The sequence below is a fragment of the Oribacterium sp. P9 genome (assembly GCF_046365365.1).
GTDB lineage: Bacteria > Bacillota > Clostridia > Lachnospirales > Lachnospiraceae > Oribacterium.
Genome location: NZ_JBKEIS010000006.1, coordinates 96,286 through 116,366, shown reverse-complemented (window position 1 = coordinate 116,366; position 20,081 = coordinate 96,286). Strand labels below are relative to the sequence as shown.

The 20,081-nt window shown below is 55.6% G+C and carries 15 protein-coding genes and 1 tRNA gene; 3 read left to right on the top strand and 13 right to left on the bottom strand.

Features of this window, described 5'->3' with window-relative positions:
- Positions 1-95: 95 nt before the first annotated feature.
- The 6 genes from ACK8P7_RS05740 to ACK8P7_RS05715 form a co-directional block, all read right to left on the bottom strand.
- Positions 96-293: a hypothetical protein gene (locus ACK8P7_RS05740; protein ID WP_410043265.1), complete on the bottom strand. Its 198-nt coding sequence runs from the start codon at positions 291-293 to the stop codon at positions 96-98.
- Positions 294-307: 14 nt separating this feature from the next.
- Complete coding sequence (locus tag ACK8P7_RS05735; protein ID WP_410043264.1) at positions 308-1,060, bottom strand: CpsD/CapB family tyrosine-protein kinase; 753 nt, start codon at positions 1,058-1,060, stop codon at positions 308-310.
- A complete protein-coding gene (locus ACK8P7_RS05730) occupies positions 1,057-1,872 on the bottom strand; it encodes a YveK family protein (protein ID WP_410043263.1) in 816 nt (271 codons plus the stop codon). The genes ACK8P7_RS05735 and ACK8P7_RS05730 overlap by 4 nt, the downstream gene beginning before the upstream one ends.
- A gap of 15 nt (positions 1,873-1,887) precedes the next feature.
- Positions 1,888-2,607 (bottom strand): CpsB/CapC family capsule biosynthesis tyrosine phosphatase, encoded by a 720-nt coding sequence (locus ACK8P7_RS05725; protein ID WP_410043262.1) that lies wholly within the window; start codon positions 2,605-2,607, stop codon positions 1,888-1,890.
- A 229-nt stretch (positions 2,608-2,836) separates the two neighbouring features.
- Positions 2,837-3,352 carry a hypothetical protein gene (locus ACK8P7_RS05720; protein WP_410043261.1) on the bottom strand — a complete coding sequence of 172 codons (516 nt, stop codon included), beginning with the start codon at positions 3,350-3,352 and terminating at the stop codon, positions 2,837-2,839.
- A gap of 1,645 nt (positions 3,353-4,997) precedes the next feature.
- Complete coding sequence (locus ACK8P7_RS05715) at positions 4,998-6,290, bottom strand: LCP family protein (RefSeq protein ID WP_410043260.1); 1,293 nt, start codon at positions 6,288-6,290, stop codon at positions 4,998-5,000.
- Positions 6,291-6,555: 265 nt separating this feature from the next.
- Here ACK8P7_RS05715 and ACK8P7_RS05710 point away from each other — a divergent pair, with 265 nt between their 5' ends.
- From ACK8P7_RS05710 to ACK8P7_RS05700, 3 genes are all read left to right on the top strand, one after another.
- On the top strand, positions 6,556-8,682 hold the full coding sequence (locus ACK8P7_RS05710; protein ID WP_410043259.1) for a hypothetical protein: 2,127 nt from the start codon (positions 6,556-6,558) through the stop codon (positions 8,680-8,682).
- 279 nt (positions 8,683-8,961) lie between these two features.
- Positions 8,962-10,242: a CapA family protein gene (locus tag ACK8P7_RS05705; RefSeq protein ID WP_410043258.1), complete on the top strand. Its 1,281-nt coding sequence runs from the start codon at positions 8,962-8,964 to the stop codon at positions 10,240-10,242.
- A 207-nt stretch (positions 10,243-10,449) separates the two neighbouring features.
- Positions 10,450-11,643, top strand: coding sequence for a DUF819 family protein (locus tag ACK8P7_RS05700; RefSeq protein ID WP_410043257.1), 1,194 nt, complete (start codon positions 10,450-10,452; stop codon positions 11,641-11,643).
- Between the two features lie 118 nt (positions 11,644-11,761).
- Here the strand turns inward: ACK8P7_RS05700 and ACK8P7_RS05695 are convergent, their stop codons facing one another.
- The 7 genes from ACK8P7_RS05695 to ACK8P7_RS05665 form a co-directional block, all read right to left on the bottom strand.
- Entirely contained in the window at positions 11,762-12,109 is a 348-nt protein-coding gene (locus ACK8P7_RS05695) for a type II toxin-antitoxin system HicB family antitoxin (RefSeq protein WP_410043256.1), read from the bottom strand.
- A gap of 998 nt (positions 12,110-13,107) precedes the next feature.
- Positions 13,108-14,784, bottom strand: coding sequence for a Na/Pi cotransporter family protein (locus ACK8P7_RS05690; RefSeq protein ID WP_410043255.1), 1,677 nt, complete (start codon positions 14,782-14,784; stop codon positions 13,108-13,110).
- Positions 14,785-15,427: 643 nt separating this feature from the next.
- Positions 15,428-16,999, bottom strand: a complete 1,572-nt coding sequence (citF, locus tag ACK8P7_RS05685) for a citrate lyase subunit alpha (protein ID WP_410043254.1) — start codon at positions 16,997-16,999, stop codon at positions 15,428-15,430.
- 242 nt (positions 17,000-17,241) lie between these two features.
- Positions 17,242-17,718 (bottom strand): zinc ribbon domain-containing protein, encoded by a 477-nt coding sequence (locus tag ACK8P7_RS05680; protein ID WP_410043253.1) that lies wholly within the window; start codon positions 17,716-17,718, stop codon positions 17,242-17,244.
- A 212-nt stretch (positions 17,719-17,930) separates the two neighbouring features.
- The gene (locus ACK8P7_RS05675; RefSeq protein ID WP_410043252.1) at positions 17,931-18,752 is read right to left on the bottom strand and encodes an NlpC/P60 family protein; all 822 of its coding nucleotides are present in this window, start codon (positions 18,750-18,752) and stop codon (positions 17,931-17,933) included.
- Between the two features lie 208 nt (positions 18,753-18,960).
- Positions 18,961-19,033 (bottom strand) — tRNA-Thr (locus tag ACK8P7_RS05670).
- A gap of 157 nt (positions 19,034-19,190) precedes the next feature.
- Positions 19,191-20,069, bottom strand: a complete 879-nt coding sequence (locus ACK8P7_RS05665) for a YitT family protein (protein ID WP_410043251.1) — start codon at positions 20,067-20,069, stop codon at positions 19,191-19,193.
- Positions 20,070-20,081 lie beyond the last annotated feature (12 nt).

Here is a 20,081-nt window from a genome sequence, read left to right as displayed (position 1 = left end):
GCGCTGCATATTTTTCGCTCCGTCCTGTGGGATGCATCTCCGTATCCTATCGGGATTCCCGGCTGTGCGGAGCGTCGAAACGCTGCTGTTCTTAATCAGTCTTTATTACGGTGCCAGAAGATGCCGGTGCAGGCGATCATCATGATCGCGGTGCTGATCATGGCGCGGGCACCGTCGATGGTGTCCGGTCCTGCATACGCACTCGGGTGCATGAGACCGAGGTAGATCAGGATGATCGCGGACACGAGGACCACGCCGATGAGACATTTCCACTCTGAACTGATACCCTTCATGTGAACCCCCTTTTTTACTTCTTTCCGGAAGCGTCGCTCGGGCCGTAGCCGTAGCCATAGCCATACTTGTCGTACTTCTTTCCGTACTTCCTATAGTAGCTGTTGTAGTAGCCGCCCTTCGTCATGTTGACCTTGTTGAGGATCACGCCGAGGAAGCGGACGCCGGTACGGTCGAGCTGCTCCTTCGCGCGCTGGAACATGCGGCGGGAGGTCACCTCGGACTCAGCCACGAGTGCTGCGCCGTCGGCGTACTTCGTGAGGATCGCGGCGTCGATGACGGTACCGACCGGTGCGGTGTCGAGAATCACGATGCCATAGTTCTCTTCCTTGATGAACTGGAAGAGGCGGTCGCACATCTCGTCCTCGAAGAGCTCAGTCGGGTTCGGTGAGTATGGTCCGGCGAGGATCATGTCGAGGTTCGGGATGGCGTCGTCGGTATAGAAGCCGTCCTCGATCGGGACCTGGCCGGTGAGGATCTGTGACAGACCCACGGTTTTGACATTGACCTGATGTACCTTGATAAACTCAGACGTACGGATGTCGCAGTCCACGTAGAGGGTGCGCTTGCCGGACTCGGCGAAGACACGGGCGAGCTCGAAGGAGATCGTCGACTTGCCTTCGTTCGGGGAGGTCGAGGTGATCAGGATGTTCTTTACGCGGGATCCGGAGAACATGAGGTTCGTACGGAGGGTACGGAGTGCCTCGCTGTAGCGGAAGTCGTCGTCCGGGGCGAGGGTCAGTGTGATCTTATGCTTGTTTTCAATCATCTCTTCGCTCCTTTCTTTACGTTTCGGTTACGGGACTTCGGGTTCGCTGCGTAGTTATACTGCTCAGAGCGCTTCGCGGCGGCGGCATCCTTCTCCGGGATGACGGCGAGTACCGGGAGGCCGAAGTAGTTTTCGATGTCGTCCTCGGTCTTGATGGTGTCGTTCGTGAGCATGTCGATGGTGACGAACGCAACAGCCGCGAGCAGGAACAGGAGGGCCGCCATCATGGTGTTCCGTCCGGTCTTCGGGCCGGTCTTCTGAAGCGGGATCTCACCATACTCGATGATCTTCGGCGGGTCCTGCTCCATGATATCCGCGATGTAGCTCGACGCGCTGTCGGCGACGGCGTCGGTGAGCTGCTTCGCCATCTTCGGGTCGGTGTCGAGCACGGAGATGTTCAGGATTCGGGTGTTCGACGGGTTGTCGAGGGTGACCTTCCTGCGGAGGGTCGCGTAGTCATACTTGAGGCCGAGCTTCTGGATGACGTCCTCCATGACGGTACGGGAGGTGACGAGTACCTTATAGTCCTGGGTGAGCTGGGAGCCGATCTGCAGGTCCGCGAGGCTCGTGAGGGTCGTCTCCTTACTCATGACGTAGATCATCGAGGTGCTGGTGTAGGTCGGGGTCAGCACGAAGCGTGAGATCGCGAAGCCGAGGCCGCCGCCGATGACGGTGGTGAGGATCAGGAGGGCGATGTGGCGACGGAGCTCGTAGAAGAGCTGCACGAGGTCGATGGTGATCACATCATTCTGGGCGTTTCGCTTATTTGCGGCCGGGGTGTTCGGCTGTGAGGTCTTTGTATTATCAGGCATGAACTTGATCTCCTATTAATATATTTCTTCATCTCTGAGGATCGCTTCTGCGTTTCCCTGTAGGACGGCGTCGGCGTAGTCTCGGTCGAGGTTCCGCTCGATCCAGTCGATCGCGTCACGGAGTACGGGTGGCCGGCAGTCGACGCGGTGCATGTCCGTACCGAGGAAGTCGGCTTCCTGGTTCCGGAGCGCCTTCTGGATGAACTTCGTTTCCCGGTCAAAGAGACCGGACAGGCCTTTATGTGACAGCGGCTCGGTGGAGAGCTGTACATAGGCACCGAGGTCGCGAACCTCCGCGAGGCCGTGCTCCTGCATCGCTTTAAATCGCTCTGCGTGGGCGATGATCGGGCGGTAGCCGGCGTTTCGTACGTTTCGGATCGCGCGGAGGATGGTCTGGTAGCTCTCCTCCGGGTAGAACTCGATCAGCGTGTAGTGGCTGTCGGCGAGGGTCAGGATCTCACCGGACTGCAGGCGCTCGGTCATACTGTCGAACCAGAGCACTTCGTTTCCCGCGTAGAGACGTACGTCGAGGGCGGAGGCATTGGCCTCTTCGATCGTCGCGAGCTTCGCGCGGATGCGCGCCGGGTCGGTCGGGTACTGGACATAGTAGTGCGGGGTCGCGATGATCGCGTGGGCACCCTGCTCGACGTCCTGCCGGATCAGCTCGAGGGACTCCTCGAGATCGTGGCTTCCGCCGTCGATATGGTAGATGATATGGGAGTGGATGTCGAACATCGCTGTTCTTCTCTCCTTTTCGTGTACTGTTACAGTCCTCGGAACATGGTTCCGGGAACTGTATCGGCGCACGTTCTGGTCGCTAGGCGTCATCGCGGTATGAGCATGATGAAAGGCAGTAGTGCTTTCGCCTGCTGCCTTTCCCATCCTTCATCCATGATGCGGGGATCCTTGTGCGCGCACCCTACATCAGCGGCTCGAGTCCGCCGGACGTAGGTAAAAGTGCTGATTAAGCGATCGGTGTACCCTCAGCGTTGAAGTTCAGGGTCACGCCATTGATTACGTGAACGCCGGTAAGGAAGAAACCGTTTGCGTCTACATAGTGGTAAACGAGAACGCCTGCCTCGTTGTAGGACATATAGATCTCCGTCTTACCAGTAGCCACTGGACGACCAGTGGTCATATCTACGTAGCAGCCTACAGTTGCTGTACCGTTGTTAACGATCAGCATCGGAGCTGTCTGAACGCCAGCAGCTGCTGTACCAGCAGTGGTACGGATGGTTACAGTAGCACCGTTGGATGTCTGTGTAGCAGTTGCAACCTGAACGTTTGCGTTATCAGCAGCAGCGACAGTAGCTACGCCAGTGCCGTTTGCAGTCTTCTGAGCGTTAAGGCTTGCATAGTAATTCTCAGACTCCTTAGAAAGCGGATGGCTGCTGGAGCTGGAAGAAGAGCCTCTGTTATTGGTAGATGAGTTAGCAGCGAAACCTACAGAGTAGGTAGCAACTGTAAGACAAGCAACCATAGCAAGAGCTAAAAGCTTTTTCATCTTCATGATATTTTTACCTCCATATAAATTTTAAAAACTGCGTTTCGTCCATAAAGCCCGAACAATAAACTTTATAGATTTTTCAGTTTCATTTAAGGATTTTATAGCCGTATGCAGAATTCGTCAACCGGTGTACGGAAAAGAGGTCATGTCTATTTTGTGACCGTTTTCGGAAGTTTCGTTTAAGCTTTCTTAAGATTTTCGCAAGAAATTACGAAATTTATATATATATATATATATATTCGTCCCTATTTTCTCGTGTTAGTCCCACGCAGGTATATGTCACACCGTTTCGACTCCGAAAACATATCTGCGATCCACTCTCGTAACAATAATTTTTCGCCCGAACTATCGGCTTTTAAAACCTTGCAACGTATATTCGTGTGACAGTTCTGGCAGGGAGGGGCGGCAACGGAGACATAGTACTCCGTTGCCGCCCCTTCGCCGCCCCTGCCAACGTTCCTATCCAATATGGTTTGATTATAAAAATTCTGGATATGTTTTTTGACTGAAAGCACGACAGGTGGCTGCAAAATATCCACTCTTAGGCGATTTCAAAAATACTGGACACGAAAAACCTTATTTTCTAAGAGGAATCCAGACTCGCGTATCCAGTATTTTAAAAATGAAGTTTTATTGGATATCAGCCGAAAGAAACTCTTCTCTGAAGTCAGAAATACATATCCATTATTTCAAAAAGCGAGGATTATTCGATAGTACGCTTATATGCGTATGCCTGATTTCGCAGAAAACTATCCAATAAGTGCCCTATTTGAAAATCTTAGATAGTTTAGCTCCGTACACAAAAATGATAGATGTTGCTAAAATTATCCACGATTTCGAAATCAACCGATTATTGGATAGTACCGTCCATCTTCATCTATTTCACCCGGTTCACCAGTAAAAATTTCCGGGCCGCGCGCGATGATTCTCTGAAAATCGAGCAGTATTCCCGCGCGGCATCCCTTCCGATTAGCGGCCCCTGCCGCATGGGTGGGCCCACTGATCTTCCGCTACCGCTACTTAAATAGGGTGGGCGGCAGGGGAGGCAAGCTCCGCCAGTCACCCATTCAGCCACTCACCTGACCATCTTTCTTCTTTCGGTCATCGCTGTCATCTCCATCTTTTATTTGGAAACATTTGTTTTTCTTATTGATCGAAGAACGAACGTTTGCTATAATATATTTAGTGCTACCATACTCGGTAGGCGGTTGGTCCTTCTAACAGAGGACTGTGACCTCTGATCACATAGAAATCTGTTCGCAGAAATCTTATGAAAGGAGGGATTGTGTTATGCTGACAACTGATTTGTTCATATCCATCCTTAGCCTGTGTATTACATGCTTTGCGCTTGGATACGCAATGGGTTCCGAAAGCAATAAAAAGGCACAAAAATAACCGCCAGGTCCTGAGAAAACGTTGGCGGTTACTTTTGTAACTATCAAATTTAAGGGCCAACCGTCTATCGGTAGCACTTCTATTAATATAATACCATTCGACCATATATGTGTCAAACATATATTCGCCGTTAAAGCCTTACTATAAGCCGTAAAGCCTTACATATATTCGCCATTAAAGTCTTACACCGTATGGCCCTTACAGCGTATATTCGTTTAAACCCTCACACCTTCCGGAAGAACTGGTCGAGGGTGAGCTGGTCGACGTCGGCGTAGTCCGGCCAGAACTCGTCGAGATTTTCGACGGTATTGACTTTATTCTCACCGGCGAAGCTTGAGAAGTCGCTTTCGGAGAGTGGCTTATCCTTCAGGGCGACGTCCATCGCGATCTTCAGGTAGCTGGTGCGGTCCATATTGGTTTCGATGTTGTCCTCGATGAGGTCGAACATACCGGCGATGGCATTGCTTTCCTTCTTCTGCTTCGCGATGATCGCGTGTTCGAAGGCGATGGCGTACTGGCGCTGGCGGTCCATACGGGTCATGGCACTGAAGTCGACGGATTTGTCACGGTAACGGACGAAGCGCTCGGCCATGTCGCCTTCGAGCTTGACGGTTTTTCCGTTCACGAAGGTCGGATCTGCTTTCGCGAGGTCGTCGCCCTCGATGGTGACCTCGACGCCGCCGACGTAGTCGTTCAGTTCGTTGATGATGTCGATGGAGCCGGCCATATAACCGTCGATCGGGAGGCCGCCGAAGACGCCGGACACAGCCTTCATCGCGTAGTCACCGGACTTCGCGTGGTTATCACCGTACATCCATGCGCGGGTGAGGTGGTTGATCTCGGTGCCGATCGGGTTCGAGTTCTCGTCGGTGACGGTGACCTCGGTCATGGTGTCACGTGGTACCTGGATGATGTGGACGCTGTTGTTCGCGGTGTTCTCTGCGACGAGGAAGATACCATCAGAGAGTCCGATCTCCGAGATGTCACGGTCGTACTGGAGCGAGCCCTTATTATCGACGCCGAGGATGAGCCAGGCCTTGACGGCACTGTTCCTTTTATAATGTACGCCATTGTAACTGAACTCGTCGAGGTTGAAGAGGTGTGGGCGCGCGGTAGCGTCGCCGTTCACGGTATAGCTGAGGGTGCCGTCGGCGTTCTTCGTGCAGTTGATCTCGACGAGCTTCGACTGGTTCGCCTGCTGCTCTGCCGCTGCGGATTCGAGCATCTGCGCGAGGTAGTCGGTGTCGAGGGTGACGCCCTCGAGGCCGAGTTTGCCGTCGGCGTCCTCAGTCATGCCGGCATCTGCGAGCTGCTGGTTCGCCAGTGCAGCTGTGTCCTCGGTCCCGTAGACCGGGTTGTCTGCATTGGCCGCCTCTGTGGCTTTACGCGCGCGGTACTGGCTGATCGTCCAGGCGGAACCGACGGCGGCGATGCAGAGGATCGCGCCGACGAAGATGCGCATCGGGCGACGGCGCTGGTGCCGAAGCTGTTCCTTCGAGTGGTTTTCGTTTTTCATATGCTCTCTCCTATGCTGAGCTGCGCGTGGCAGCGGGATGACGTGTGGCGAGGCCGTGCGGTTGGATCGGGATGATATGTCACGAGCCGTGCAGACGGACTTGGATGTCGTGCTGCGAGGCCGTGTGGACGGACCTCGATTTTATAGTATATCGCAGTGGGCACAAAATGCCACATAATTATGGTTTCTTTCACTGAGCGGCTGCGCTAGAATGGTACGTAGGGACCGGGCAGAGATGATGCCCGATGTGTGGGAGGTTCGTTTAATGAGAAGTGATAAGCGTGGTTCGGTGAATCCGGGGCTGCTGAAGGCCGGCGGGGTCGTGCTGGCGGTGCTGATCGTGGGTGCGACGGGGGTCGTGCTCTACCATGACCGGCAGACGCAGGCGGCGTACCAGGAGTGGGCGCGTGCGGAAAATAAGAAGGTGTTCGATCAGGCGACGCAGCAGAGGCTCTCCGATCAGCAGCTGCTTTCACTCGAGCGGCAGCTGAACGACAGCTTCTACCAGCGGCTGCAGGACAAGTTGCCGGTGCGTGTGCTGGTGGTCGGTGATGGCTATGGTGCCGGGATGGGTGCGTCGCAGGCGGCGCGTTCCTGGGCGCAGCGGCTGAAGGCGTCGCTGGCGATGAAGTACGGTGTGACCGTGGAGCTGACGAATGTTTCGCTGTCTGAGCAGAATGGCGGCTTCGGGGCATGGGCGTCGCTTCGTCAGCAGCCGGATGGTGCGGCGACGGCGATGCTCGCGGAGATGGTCGGGGACGGCCGCGTGGAGGTGTCGAAGGACGGGACGATCTCGGCGGAGGGCTGGAACAACACGATGTCCCACGCGTTCCGGAAGGATGAGTACGATCTCGCGATCGTGAGCCTCGGGATGACGGATGATCCGTCGCAGTTCCCGACCTGGTATGAGGCGGTGCTCCGCGGGCTGCGCGAGAAGTACCGGCAGTGCTCGGTGATTTCTCTCCTCTCCAGCCAGGCCCTGACGAGCCCGGAGCTCGGCTTCGCGGATGAGAACACGGAGACGCTCCGCACGATTTCAAAGCAGTACCACGCGGATGTCGTGAACGTCGGCATGGAGATGCTGGACCCGGAGGGCGCGGGAAAAGGCGCCACGACGTCGGAGATTGCACAGAAGGCCGTCGCGATGGCCGCTGGCTCTGGGGCCGATGGGGCCGTGGCTTCGGCTACGGAAGAGGCTGACGATGCAGATGGACAGGTAAAGGCGGCCCAGGCAGCGATACAGAAATACACCGTCGAGGGCCTGTACCTGAACGACGCTGGCCAGGGCTTCCTCGCCGATACGCTGCAGAAGTTCATCGATCAGAAGGTCGCGAACGCGCAGGGCTATACTGCGGACGAGGTGCCGCTGCTGGATCCGGCGGTGGAAGCCCTCGATGAGTTCCACTATATCCCGGTCGCGGGGCTGAACCGCCTGAACGATTACACCTATGCACTTGGGAAGAACCAGATGCGGCTGGCGGATGACAGCGCGGATGATGGCATCGTGCGTCACAGCGAGCATGTGGCCGGCGACTTCTTCCGTGGCATCGTCGGTGTCGATTACATGCTGGCTTCCGGTGACAACGATCTCTACATCGCGACCGGTGACGGCACGAAGCCGTTCGGTCGCATCACAGCGAACAATCCGTACAGCTCTTCTACCCGCTCGGTGGTGCCGGTGAACGACCACTTCTCCGCCGACCGTGATGGTAATCTCATCATCAGCTTCGGTACGAAGGAGCAGGCCGCGGGCCTTCAGGGCATCCTCTTCGGCGGTGACCTCGAGCTCCCGGCTGCACTCGATGACTTCAAGACCGTCGCTTACGTCGGCCCGACCGACGAAAATGGTAAGCGTCTCCCACTCGACGAGGATGGAAGGATCGCCGAAGCTGCCGCGGAGACCGCACTGGAAGCCACGAAGGCTACGGAGAAGCCGGGACGTACAGGCGATAAACAGAAGCCGGGCACGGCCGGACAGACCGGTGCCGCAAATCTGGCTGGTGGGGCCGCTGGGAAAGCGCAGGCGGGCTCAGACAAGTCAGGTGAAGCAGAGGGCGCAGCGCAGTCTGGAGATGCAGCTCAGTCAACAAATGGCGCTGGAACCGATCGCACGAAGGGAAGCAAAACCTCTGACGGCACGGACAAGCCGAAATCCGAGCAGGCAGCCGACAAGAACCACAGCGCAGCTTCTACAGAAGCCGGCACCGCTGCCTCCTCCACTGCTGCTGAATCAACCACAGAAGCTGATAAACCACACGGCACGATCCCAGGCGTGGTCGAAATCCCTGCGGATGACCCGCGTGAAACCTCCGAAGGCAAGCATGTCCTCACAGAGGAGGAACGCCTCGCGATCCTCGACAGAATCAAAACAAGTGAAGCCGCAAACGGCTGATGCAGAGATCGGTCGCACCAAACGGTGCGACCGATCTTTTTTTCACAATTTTCCTCCCGTACTTGCCATGCCATGCCTAAGCGTTATGTGTATTGACAGATGTATTCATTTTCATTAAAATACTACTTGATGTCTATCCGGTTTTGTCCATTTTTAATAAACCGTGTTGAGATATCCACATAGCATTTCGATAACCTGGCAGAAGTAAGAACCCATGACCATGGCGCATTGATGCGCTGCTCTTCCGTTCCTGCTTCTTTTTTTGCATAAGGAGGTTCTATGGCTCTCGATCCTACGACGAGCAGCACGTGCAATCACGAGGCAGGCGCAACCCACACGACGAGCAGCACGCGTAGTCACGAGGCAGGTACGCCTCACGCTACGGCGGGTGCTGGTAATCATCCGAAATCTTCCACTTCGATCGTGTTCACCGGGGATATCGGTTTCGACCGGTACATGGATAAGCGCTGGGAGGATCCGAATCTGCTCGCGCAGCCGGTGCTTGCGTTTTTCCACAGCGCGGATCACACCGTCGCGAACGTCGAGGGTGCGCTGATCGACGCGGTGGATGACGGCTCCCGCGGGGTCTTCTTCCACAGTATGGATCCGGCGGCGACGCGCGTCCTCGAAGCCATGCACGCAGATATCTGGAGCATTGGCAATAACCACACGATGGACGCGGGCGTCGAGGGTGTGCGGAGCACGAAGCAGTGCGCGGCGTCGATCGGGGCGCGGACGCTGGGTGCGGGCATGAACGAGACGGAGGCGTCGGAGCCGGTCTACCTCGAGGAGGCAGGCGGCATCGGCATGATCTGCGTGGCGTACCAGGCAGAGTGTATCCCGGCCACGGCGACAGAGCCGGGGACCTTCCGCTGGGATGATTTCGAGCTGATCGCGCGGCGTATCGCGGAGATCAAGGCGCGCTGTCGCTGGTGCGTGGTCGTGTCGCATGGCGGTGAGGAGTTCACGAGTCTGCCGAGTCCGTACACGCGCGATCGCTATCTCCGCTACCTCGCGCTCGGCGCGGACGTCGTCGTGGCGCATCACCCGCATGTCCCGGAGAATTATGAGCTTTTCGACGACGGCAAGGCCATCTTCTACTCCCTCGGCAACTTCATCTTCGACACCGATTATCAGCGGGTGCATCCGTACACGGACACCGGCGTGCTGCTGAAGCTTCTGTTCACGGAGGAGCGCATGGATTTCGAGGCGCTCGGTATCCGGATCGTGCGTGGCGAGGAGCGGATCGACGTGGCCCCGCTTCCTTCCATTTTTTCCAATGTCTCTGCCGCTGAGTATGCGCGGCTCGCACCACTGTCGGCGCAGGCGTTCATCGCGGAGGAGCGTCGGAAGATGCTCTATCTCGAGCCGGAGCGCTTCCGGGACGCGTCGGAGGAGACCTGGAACGGCTACTTCTACAGCTCGGAGCCGGACGGCTACGTCGAGGGCGCGCACATGGACTTAAGCGTCATCATGGCGCTCGCGGCGGAAGCCGAGAAGGGTGCGTGGAAAGAGAGCCCGCTCGACGCTGTGAAGGAGCATATTCTGCGTCAGCTGTGACGCTGCCCGGGCGCTGCGACCAGACGACGTATAGGCAGTGCACTATCCTGCGCCGACAGATGCAGCGCCGCGGCGGCTTAGCGCGCTTCGCTACGGCTCGCGCGGAGCCACCAGATGCGTGATGCCTGCATTGGCCGAACACAGAGCTATGTTAACTGCAGTGGTGAATCGTTCACCGCTGTAAAAAATAAAAAGGAGTGTATCTTTATGTTTGCAATTCAAAACGGCTTTACTTACATCGCCTTCCTGCTGATGCTGTCTGGCATCATCCTCGCGTTGGAGAAGTACGCGAAGTGGAAGATCTTCAACTACGTTCCGGCGATCGTGTGGGTCTACATCATCAACATGTTCTTCTGCACCATCGGTTTCTACGATTCCGACGGATGTCGTGCGGCGTACGGTGCAGTCAAGAATAATCTTCTGTATGCGATGATTTTCATCATGCTGCTGCGTTGCGATTTCCGTAAGCTCGCGAAGCTCGGACCGCGTATGATCTGCATCTTCATGGGCAGTGCGGTCACACTCGGCGTCGGTTTCTTCGCGCTCTACCCACTCTTCGTGAACGCCCTCGGTGGCGCAGAGAAGACCTGGGGTGCGACGGCTGCGCTCTATGCGTCATGGGTCGGCGGTTCTGCGAACATGGCGGCGATGCAGGATGCCCTTCCGGTCGACGGTGGTGCCTACTCCTGTGCGCTGGCACTCGATACTGCGTGCTACTCCATGTGGATCGCGCTGCTCCTCTTCGCTGTAAAGTTCGCTCCGAAGTGGAACAAGGCAACCAAGGCAGATACCTCGAAGCTCGATGCGATCGCTGCAGTTGCAAATGAAGAGGTGAAGCGTGAGAAGAATGTGCATCCGTCAGCCAATGATCTCGTCATCCTGCTCAGCGTCAGCCTGATGGTGTCGGTATTCGGTCAGTTCGTCGGTGCACAGATGGGCGCCTTCTTTAAGAGTGTCGGTCTCGCGATGTTTGATAAGGGAACCTGCACGACCCTCTTCGTCACGATTCTCGGTCTGATCTCTGCGATGACGCCGATCGGTAAACTCCCGGGCGTTTCCGAGCTCTCCGGCTTATACCTCTACACTGTCATCTCCATGCTGGCGTCGACCTCGACCCTCGTCGACCTCCTCGCAGCTCCGATGTGGGTTGTCTATGGTATCGCGATCATCGTTGTACACGTCGTGCTCATGTTCCTCCTGTCGAAGCTCTTCCACTGGGATCTCTGCATGTGCTCGACCGCTTCTGTAGCCTGCATCGGTGGTACCGCGACGGCCCCGATCATCGCGACTGCGTATGACACCTCCTACGCTGGCATCGGCGTACTCATGGGTGTACTCGGCGGCGCCGTCGGAAACTTCATGGGACTCGGCATGGGCGCACTACTCAGCATGTTCCTGTAAACAATCGAATATGGTATAGTAAGGAACAGGGATTGACCGTTGTGGTCAATCCCTGTTTTGATGCTTGATAAGCTAGACTTTACTGTTATTCTGGATGGTATTGGTCATACGAGAAATTTCAAATTACAACTTGAGCTGCTGGGGAATCTTCAAGCGTTTTTTCGATATACTTATTTATCGTCATGTGATGTGCAGCGGTGTAAATAAATATTTTTTTATGGAGGTCAGGGGAAAGGCGGATATTGAAACTGCCTTTAAAGGCAACCTCAGGCTCTTTCCCAAGCTCTTTACAGGACTCCAGATAATCATCCACTGCACCGTGAAAATCATCTAAAAGTTCTTTCGCATTTTCCCCCTCGTAGGAAATCAATGAACGGATGCCGAGAACTTTACCGTAAAAAATACCATCTTCTTCAGAAAATTCAACACTTCCGACATATCCTTTATATTGAATTGTATTATTCATATGAGTTCCTCCTGTTCTAATATTTCTATCAATTGTTTGATTTGGGTAGTAGTATATACTTTCAAACGCGCGGATGCAACTAAATATAGTTGCATCCGCGCGCATATTACTGACCAAACATTACTGTTCCCTCGTCAACCGGATTCAGGCAGGAGCCGGAGGGGCAGCAACGTAGGAACAGTATTCCATTGTCGCCCCTTCGCAGCCCCTGGTCAACGTTACTATCCAATATGGTTTGATGATGAAAATACTGGATATGTTTTTTGACTGTAAGCATGACAGGTGGCTGCAAACTATCCACTCTTAGGCGATTTCAAAAATACTGGATACGAAAAGCCTTATTTCCTAAGAGGAATCTGGGCTCGCGTATCCAGTATTTAAAAAAAGAAGGTTTATTGGATATCAGCCAAAAGAAACTCTTCTCTGAAGCCAGAAATACATATCCACTATTTTAAAAAGCGAGGATTATTCGATAGTACGCTTATATGCGTATGCCTGATTTCGCAGAAAACTATCCAATAAGTGCCCTATTTGAAAATCTTAGATAGTTTAGCTCCGTACACAAAAATGATAGATGGTGTTAAAAATATCCACGATTTCGAAAACAACTGGTTATTGGATAGTGCCATCCATCTTCATCTATTTCACCCGGTTCCTAAGTGAAAATTTCCGGGCCGCGCTCGATGATCGTCTGAAAATCGAGCAGTATTCCAGCGCGGCATCCCCACGCAAAGAAAAAATCGTCGATTTTTTTGTTTGTTTGCACGGGGCGGGACCGATATGTAAATAGATAAAGGCAGTCGAATGGGGTGGGCAAACAAACAAAAAGAGACGCTCGGCATAGACATCTCTAAAAAATCAAACGAGGATGAAGACATCACCCTGTCTGAACAGTAACGGCTGGACACGCGATGCTTTATTCGAAAGAAAAGCTGCTGTACAACCAGATTTTTCAATCCGGTCGTGCAACAGCCCCTGTTCTTTTCCTGCCCTCGCTTTTACGGTTTCGCGATTTTCGCGGTGCCTGGCTGGGTGTGTGATTTTGCTTCGTAGAGTGAGAAGGCGATGTTGATGGCGTGGTCGCCGACGCGCTCGAGGCCGGATACGAGGTCCGAGAAGGAGACGCTGGCTTCGCCGGAGCATTTGCCGGCGCTGAGGCGCTGGATGTGGCGATCCTGGAGGCTGGTCTCGAGTTCGTCAGTCCGATCCTCGAGGACACGCACCTCTTCGAGGTGGGTCATATCGCCGGTGGCGAAGATGTCGAGGGAGTCCTTCATGAGCTTGTTGACGACGTCGAGCATGCCCCTGATATCCTCCTTCCCTTCCGTGCTCAGCTGTACGTTCTTCAGCTTGAAATCCTTCAGGATGTCCGCGATGTCCTCTGCGTGGTCGCCGATACGCTCGATGTCGGAGTTCACATGGAAGTATCCGGCGATGAGGTCGGCGTCACGGAGCGGGATCGCGTTCTGGTTGATACGCGTTAGGTAGGTGCTGATCTGCTCGGAGAGCCAGTCGATATAATGCTCGTTTTCGTAGATCTTCGCGAGGCCATCTGCGTCATCGCGCAGGAGACATTGAACTGCGCCGTTCAGGTTTTCGAAGGCCATACGGGCCATGCGCTCCATCTCCTGCTGCGCCATGTAGATCGCGACGGCCGGGTTCGGGAGCTTGCTGAGGTTGATGTACTGGAGCTCGTACGCGCCATCCTTCTGCACCTCGTCCTCGCCCTTCACGAGCACGTAGGTGAGGCGGATGATCTGGTCCATGAACGGGTAGAACACGATCACCTGGAACACCTTGAAGAGGAAGTGTGCGAAGGCAATGCTTCTGCCGAGGGAGCCGGCGTCGTCACCGGTACCGGCGATCGTCCGGATGATCATCTCGATCTGCGGCGCGAATAACAGCAGCAGGACAAACATCAGTATGGTGCCGAAGACATTAAACAGCAGATGGATGAGGGCGGCACGCTTCGCGTCCTTCTTGCACGGGATCGCGGTGAGGATCGCGCTCGAGCATGCGCCGATGTTGCAGCCCAGGATGATGAACATGCAGATCCGGAGGTCGACGAGGCCCTGTGCGCCCATGACGACGAGGATCGAGACGGTGACGGACGAGGACTGCACGATCGAGGTGATGACGAAGCCCATCAGCACGCCGAGGATCGGGTTCGTGAACGAGGACAGGAAGTGGATGACTTCCGGGATGTCACGGAGTGTGCCCATCGCCGCCGACATCGTGGAGATGCCGACGAAGAGGAGGCCGAAGCCCATCACGATTTCGCCGGATTTTTTCACCACCTGGTTCGGGATGAAGTTCATCATCACGGCACCCGCGAACACGAAGATCGGTGCGATCGCGGAGAGGCGGAAGGCGACGAGGAGCGCGGTGACGGTGGTACCGATGTTCGCGCCCAGGATGATGCCGCAGGCGTTGTTCAGCGCCATGAGGCCGGAGTTCACGAAGGTGACGGCCATGACGGTGGCGGTGCTGGAGGACTGGATCACGGCGGTGAAGAACAGTCCGACCAGAAGGCCGGTCAGGCGGTTGTGGGTGCAGGTTTCGAGGATACTGCGCAGCTTCGCGCCGGCGACCTTCTCGATACCGTGGCTCATCATGTACATACCTGCGATAAACAGGCCGAGGCCTCCCAAAAGACTCACTAGTATTGTCAGCATGGTTTCTCCCTTAATATTCGTGGCGTCATCGCCACAGGATGTTCGGTTCAGTCTTGCTTTATGTGATACCGGGCGGTGTTGCTTCTGGTTTCACAACCAGTCCAGGCGGATTTCCTGGCCGGCCGTCGCCGCGATCGTAATACATGTGGCAGATCGTGGCCGGCATGGTCTTCGCATGAGGTGCTCATAAATATACCGATGCCCTGACCGGCGAGATATGCCGGCATGATCGTCGTATGAGGTGCTCTCCCATCTTTACAGCAGGAACGCTTCTGGCGTCCGTTTCGTTATTTTTTTAACGTGTGCAGTACAAAAACACGCCGCTGTATAAAGCCCAGTTTGTTCCATTATACCGCATGTATTCAGAAGAAAAAACAGGGATTTTATATGGTCTATACACAATTTTTACAGATTTTTTACGGTATTTCGGGTGATGTTCGCCAATTAGTCGAGTATAACCAGACGTTTTTCGACGCCTGCTTATATAACGTGCAGTGCACAGCGGCATAACCGGCAGGCATCCTACAGCAGCCAAGCTGGTCTAGAGCCCAACATAAAAAGCAGCCCTCGCGGAGCTGCTTTTCTACTCTTTTATTGCATCGCAATGCGATGCTCGCTCCAGAGGAGCTGGTGGCCGGCAAACTTACACAATCCAGTGCAACGGCTTCTGCGGTTCGACGCGGCGCACGACATCGATGATGCTGCCGTCACGGGCCTCGATGATGCCGACGACCTCGTCGTGGAACTCGATCGGGTCCGGGCGGCCGACGATGCTGTATGCGATGTCACGCAGCTCTTCGATGGTGATGAGCGGGAGCTTCGCATCCCGGAGCCACTGGAGAAGGTCCTTCCGGCGCGAGTTCACGGCGATGCCGTAGTCCGTGACGAGGACGTCGATGTTCTCACCAGGGGTCACGCAGGTCACGACGCGATCGACGACGGTCGGGATACGACCACGGATCAGGGGTGCCACGATGATGGAGCATTGGCATCCGGCTGCCGTGTCCGGGTGTCCGCCCGGGGCGCCGCGGAGCACGCCGTCGGAACCGGTGGTGACGTTCACGTTGAAGTCGGTGTCGATCTCGAGCGCGCCGAGGATGACGAAGTCGAGCTTGTTGACGAAGGCTCCCTTATTCAGCGGGTTCGCGTACTCGGAGGTCGAGATCTCGTAGTGCTGCGGGTCCTCTCGGATTGACTGGATGGCCGTCTGATCGAAGCATTGAGCATCGACGATCGTGCGGATGTAGCCCTTATGCAGGAGGTCGACGAGTGGCTTCGTGATGCCGCCGATGGCGAAGCTCATATGGATCTGGCGCTCGGCGAGGAACGGCTCGAGGAAGCGGGTCGCGGCGAGGGATGCGCCGCCGCCACCGGTCTGGAAGGAAAATCCGTCGCGGAAGTACGGGGTCGCGGCCATGACGCGTGCGCAGTCTTCAGCCATCTTCAGCTCGCGGACGTCCTGGGTCATGCGGATGACGTTGCTCGCGATCTTCGCCGGGTCGCCGATTTCGTCGACGACGCAGACATAATCGACGTCGACCATCGGGATGGATGGCGGGAAGTTCGGGAACGGCACCATGGTGTCGGTGATGGCGACGACGTGGTCGGCGTAGCGGGAATCCACGACACTGTAGGACAGCACGCCGCAGTCACTCTTGCCGCCGACGCCGCGGAGGTTGCCATACTCGTCCGCAGTCGGCGCACCGATAAATGCGATGTCAATGTGGACGTCCCCTTCTTCGATGGCGCGCACGCGGCCGCCGTGGCTTCGGATGATCGCCGGTGTCGCGAGTCGGCCGAAGGATACGTCCTCGCCGATACGGTCACGGATGCCGGAGGTCTGGATGCCGATGACGGTGCCCTCTTCGATCATCTGTGCGACGCGGCTGTGTGACTTGCCGAGCGACGACGCGCAGATCGTCAGATCGCGGAGGCCCATCTCCTGTGCGGCCTCGAGCACCATGTTGACGATGTGGTCACCATCGCGGAAGTGATGATGGAAGGAAAAGACCATGCCGTCCCGCGCGCCGCACTTCTCGAGTGCCTCGCGGATACTGCCGACCATCTTGCTTCTCCGTGGGTCGACCATGCCGCGCACTGTCGGCGCCGCCTTCGTATATGGTTTGTCGTCCCGGTAGTTGCTGCCCCGGAACGGCTCCTTCCCATAGCGCTTCAGAATCTCGTCCGGGATGTCCCGGCCTACTGCATTTAACATAACTGTGTCCCCCTGTCATGTGGTTTTGGCTGTGCGACGACCCGGAAATTTCAACCCGGATGGCGGCTAGCTGGACCGCTCGTCGCATACTTCACTTCTTCTGCAGCTTCTTATATTTCCTGTACAGATACACCGGGATGCCGATCATGACACTCAGGCAGATGATGATAAAGACGATGGCCAGAACCACTTTACTCATGATGTTCTCTCCTATCCTTAAACTCGAGCTTCGACCCACGATATCACTTCTGTTCTGTATACTCGAACTTCTTCCCGCACTTCGGGCAGTACTCGAAGTCTTCCGTCGTGGTGTAGCCGCAATTGTAGCAGACCTTCGTCCACTTGCCCTGCTGCTCGAGGAGCCGCTGCTGCGTACTTCCTGCTGAAGCCCCGGCCGTATTCTGTCCATACGTTGCGTCATTCTGCGCACTAGCGGAGTGATTCTGTGCGCCTGCCTGCCCACGCTGTTCGAGGTAGAGGTCCGTCTGCTGTATCGCAACGTTCTCTCCACGCTCGATCGCGCGACCGACCTCCGGACGAAGCTGATACAGCGAGCCGCAGCAGCTCGTGCGCACATAGTACGTACGCCCCCACTTAAAAATCGGAATGAAGAAAATCGACAGCACCATATACGTCACAAACACCTGGTACTGCCCCATGCGCCCGCACACATCGCAGGTCATCGGCTGATGAAAATCGAGATTCTTCTGATCATTCATGATTCCGAAGAAGAAAAACATGTGCACCTCCATGTGCTTCCGCCAATGCTGTCGACCTTTACGGGTTCACCGCGCGCCGGATTTTCGCTTCTACAACACACCCTGACACGATCCGTCAAACCGGGATAATCCGCAGGCGTCATGCGCGAAGTTTCCAGACCATAACTGCATGAACATCCCGGCAGTACATTCATACCGCGCGCCGGATTATATCACCAGTACCGCCCGATGGCGATGATCGGGGCGTAGTGTATCGCAGAAGAACCGCTGTCCTCGAAGACCCAGCCGCGGGAGCTGTTCGTCGCATGGACGATGGAATTCTCACCGGTATAGATGGCGACATGATTCACGCGACCACCGTTACCATAGAAAATCAGATCGCCCGGAAGCATCTCTGCCTCGGAAACATAACGCGGAGCAGCTGCGCACTGCTCGGCGGAGGTTCTCGGAAGCGAAATGCCGAACTGACGGAAGACGGCGAGCACGAAACCAGAGCAGTCCACCGGCCCACCGTTCAGATTCGTACCAGCACCATAGCGGAGCTTGCCTGCACCGACATACTGCCGCGCGAAGTTTACGATATCCTTACGACCGGTGACCTGCTGCAGTGATTCCTGTGAATGCATATAATTCTTGCCATTCTCGTATGCACTGCCTGCGACCAGGAAGCTGTCGCTCGACATCGACGAGCTGCCGGCTACCGTACCGAGACGGCCCAGCGCATTCGGATTCGAAAGAGGAATCACCTTCGTCTGCACGCTTCCATCCTGTACCCAGGCGCCATCCGAATTCACGGTATAGCCATCCGGTGTCGTCGTAGCGGTCGCTAAGCATCCATTCAGATCAAAATAATACGACTCGGCGATCCCGTCCTGGTTGCCATCGATCCACGCCCAGCCCGTCTGAAGCTGTCCGGCGTCGTTCAGATACACCCACGAACCGTTCTGCTGTCCCCAGCTTCCGGCCAATGCTGTCACCGTCGCTGTGATGGTCAGAGCCGCGGTCGCTATGGCTGCACTCACTATTTTTTTCACTGGAATCTCCTTTGCATAGACGCCCCTGAGGGCAGCCTTGACTGAACAACGTTTGCGCAGTAACGCCGACGCGTCCGTCAGCTGTGTTACAAAAAAGTCCTGGTTTCTCGCATCTGAAACCAGGACTCTGTCTTCGGTAATATTCGCTTTACGATTTAACGGTAGTCACTCTAGTTCAGATTGACACTGCTGTCACAAGAGAATATCGAGCTACTGACCGGATTCGAACCGGTGACCTTCTGATTACGAATCAGATGCACTACCGACTGTGCTACAGTAGCATGCGCCTCAAAACGCCATTACAATATAGCACGTCGCCCGCCAAATGTAAAGCGGAATTCTCACAGTTCACAAACACCGGCGCCCCGGCGGTTACTGTTCACTCGTGGCTCGGCAGACAGCAGCCCTGTCTGAACGGTAACACCCAGTGGTAAGCGTTCAGATAGCAGGGGACCCGGATTTCGGTATCGGCTTCTCGCGGGAGAAGCCCTCTCCCATGACCTCGCGGACATCCGAGAGGATCACGAAGGCGTTCGGATCGATTTCATGTACGAGATCCTTCAGGTACGTGATCTCGCGGTTCGACATGATGCTGTAAAGCATCGTCGTTTCCTTACCGGAGTACATACCGATCGCATGCACACCAGTGACACCACGGTCCAGCTTCTGCAGGATGGCATCCGAAATCTGCGTCGGCTCCGACGTGATGATCCAGACCGCCTTCGCGTAATGCATGCCTTCCATCAGGCCGTTCGACACCTTCGTCACGACATAGACAGAGATGATTGCATACAGCGCATGGATACCACCGAACGCACCGACACCGATAGCGACGATCCCCCAGTCGATGACCTGGAGAATCTGCGGGATGCTGTACTGCGGAAACGGAATATGCAGGAGCGCTGCCAGGATATCTGTACCGCCGGTCGTCGCCTGTCCGATCAGGATCAAGCCGAAGCCGAGCCCCGAAAGGATACCGCCGAATACAGCTGCCAGCAGCAGATCACCATCTGGAATCAGACTGACACCAGGCAGCAGCCAGAGGAAAAAGGACAGCATCGCCGCACCATACAGAGTCCTGCCGATAAACTTCGCGCCGAGAAACTTCCACGCCGCAAGAAACAGCGGGATGTTGAGCAGAGTATTACTGAGCCACAGCGGCATCCCGATCCAGCTCCGCAGGATGATGCCGAGACCCGTCACACCACCGACGACCAGCTGATTCGGATCATAGATATTTTTACTGCCAATCGCCATCAGCAGCGCGCCCAGCGCAATCAGCATATAATCCCGCATCGGTGTTCGTTTCATCAGCATATCCAGTCCTCC

Bases quoted from the DNA above. Each gene is read 5' to 3' on its own strand.
- ACK8P7_RS05740 (WP_410043265.1), bottom strand. From the start codon at position 293: ATGAAGGGTATCAGTTCAGAGTGGAAATGTCTCATCGGCGTGGTCCTC.
- ACK8P7_RS05735 (WP_410043264.1), bottom strand. From the start codon at position 1,060: ATGATTGAAAACAAGCATAAGATCACACTGACCCTCGCCCCGGACGAC.
- ACK8P7_RS05730 (WP_410043263.1), bottom strand. From the start codon at position 1,872: ATGCCTGATAATACAAAGACCTCACAGCCGAACACCCCGGCCGCAAAT.
- ACK8P7_RS05725 (WP_410043262.1), bottom strand. From the start codon at position 2,607: ATGTTCGACATCCACTCCCATATCATCTACCATATCGACGGCGGAAGC.
- ACK8P7_RS05720 (WP_410043261.1), bottom strand. From the start codon at position 3,352: ATGGTTGCTTGTCTTACAGTTGCTACCTACTCTGTAGGTTTCGCTGCT.
- ACK8P7_RS05715 (WP_410043260.1), bottom strand. From the start codon at position 6,290: ATGAAAAACGAAAACCACTCGAAGGAACAGCTTCGGCACCAGCGCCGT.
- ACK8P7_RS05710 (WP_410043259.1), top strand. From the start codon at position 6,556: ATGAGAAGTGATAAGCGTGGTTCGGTGAATCCGGGGCTGCTGAAGGCC.
- ACK8P7_RS05705 (WP_410043258.1), top strand. From the start codon at position 8,962: ATGGCTCTCGATCCTACGACGAGCAGCACGTGCAATCACGAGGCAGGC.
- ACK8P7_RS05700 (WP_410043257.1), top strand. From the start codon at position 10,450: ATGTTTGCAATTCAAAACGGCTTTACTTACATCGCCTTCCTGCTGATG.
- ACK8P7_RS05695 (WP_410043256.1), bottom strand. From the start codon at position 12,109: ATGAATAATACAATTCAATATAAAGGATATGTCGGAAGTGTTGAATTT.
- ACK8P7_RS05690 (WP_410043255.1), bottom strand. From the start codon at position 14,784: ATGCTGACAATACTAGTGAGTCTTTTGGGAGGCCTCGGCCTGTTTATC.
- citF (WP_410043254.1), bottom strand. From the start codon at position 16,999: ATGTTAAATGCAGTAGGCCGGGACATCCCGGACGAGATTCTGAAGCGC.
- ACK8P7_RS05680 (WP_410043253.1), bottom strand. From the start codon at position 17,718: ATGAATGATCAGAAGAATCTCGATTTTCATCAGCCGATGACCTGCGAT.
- ACK8P7_RS05665 (WP_410043251.1), bottom strand. From the start codon at position 20,069: ATGCTGATGAAACGAACACCGATGCGGGATTATATGCTGATTGCGCTG.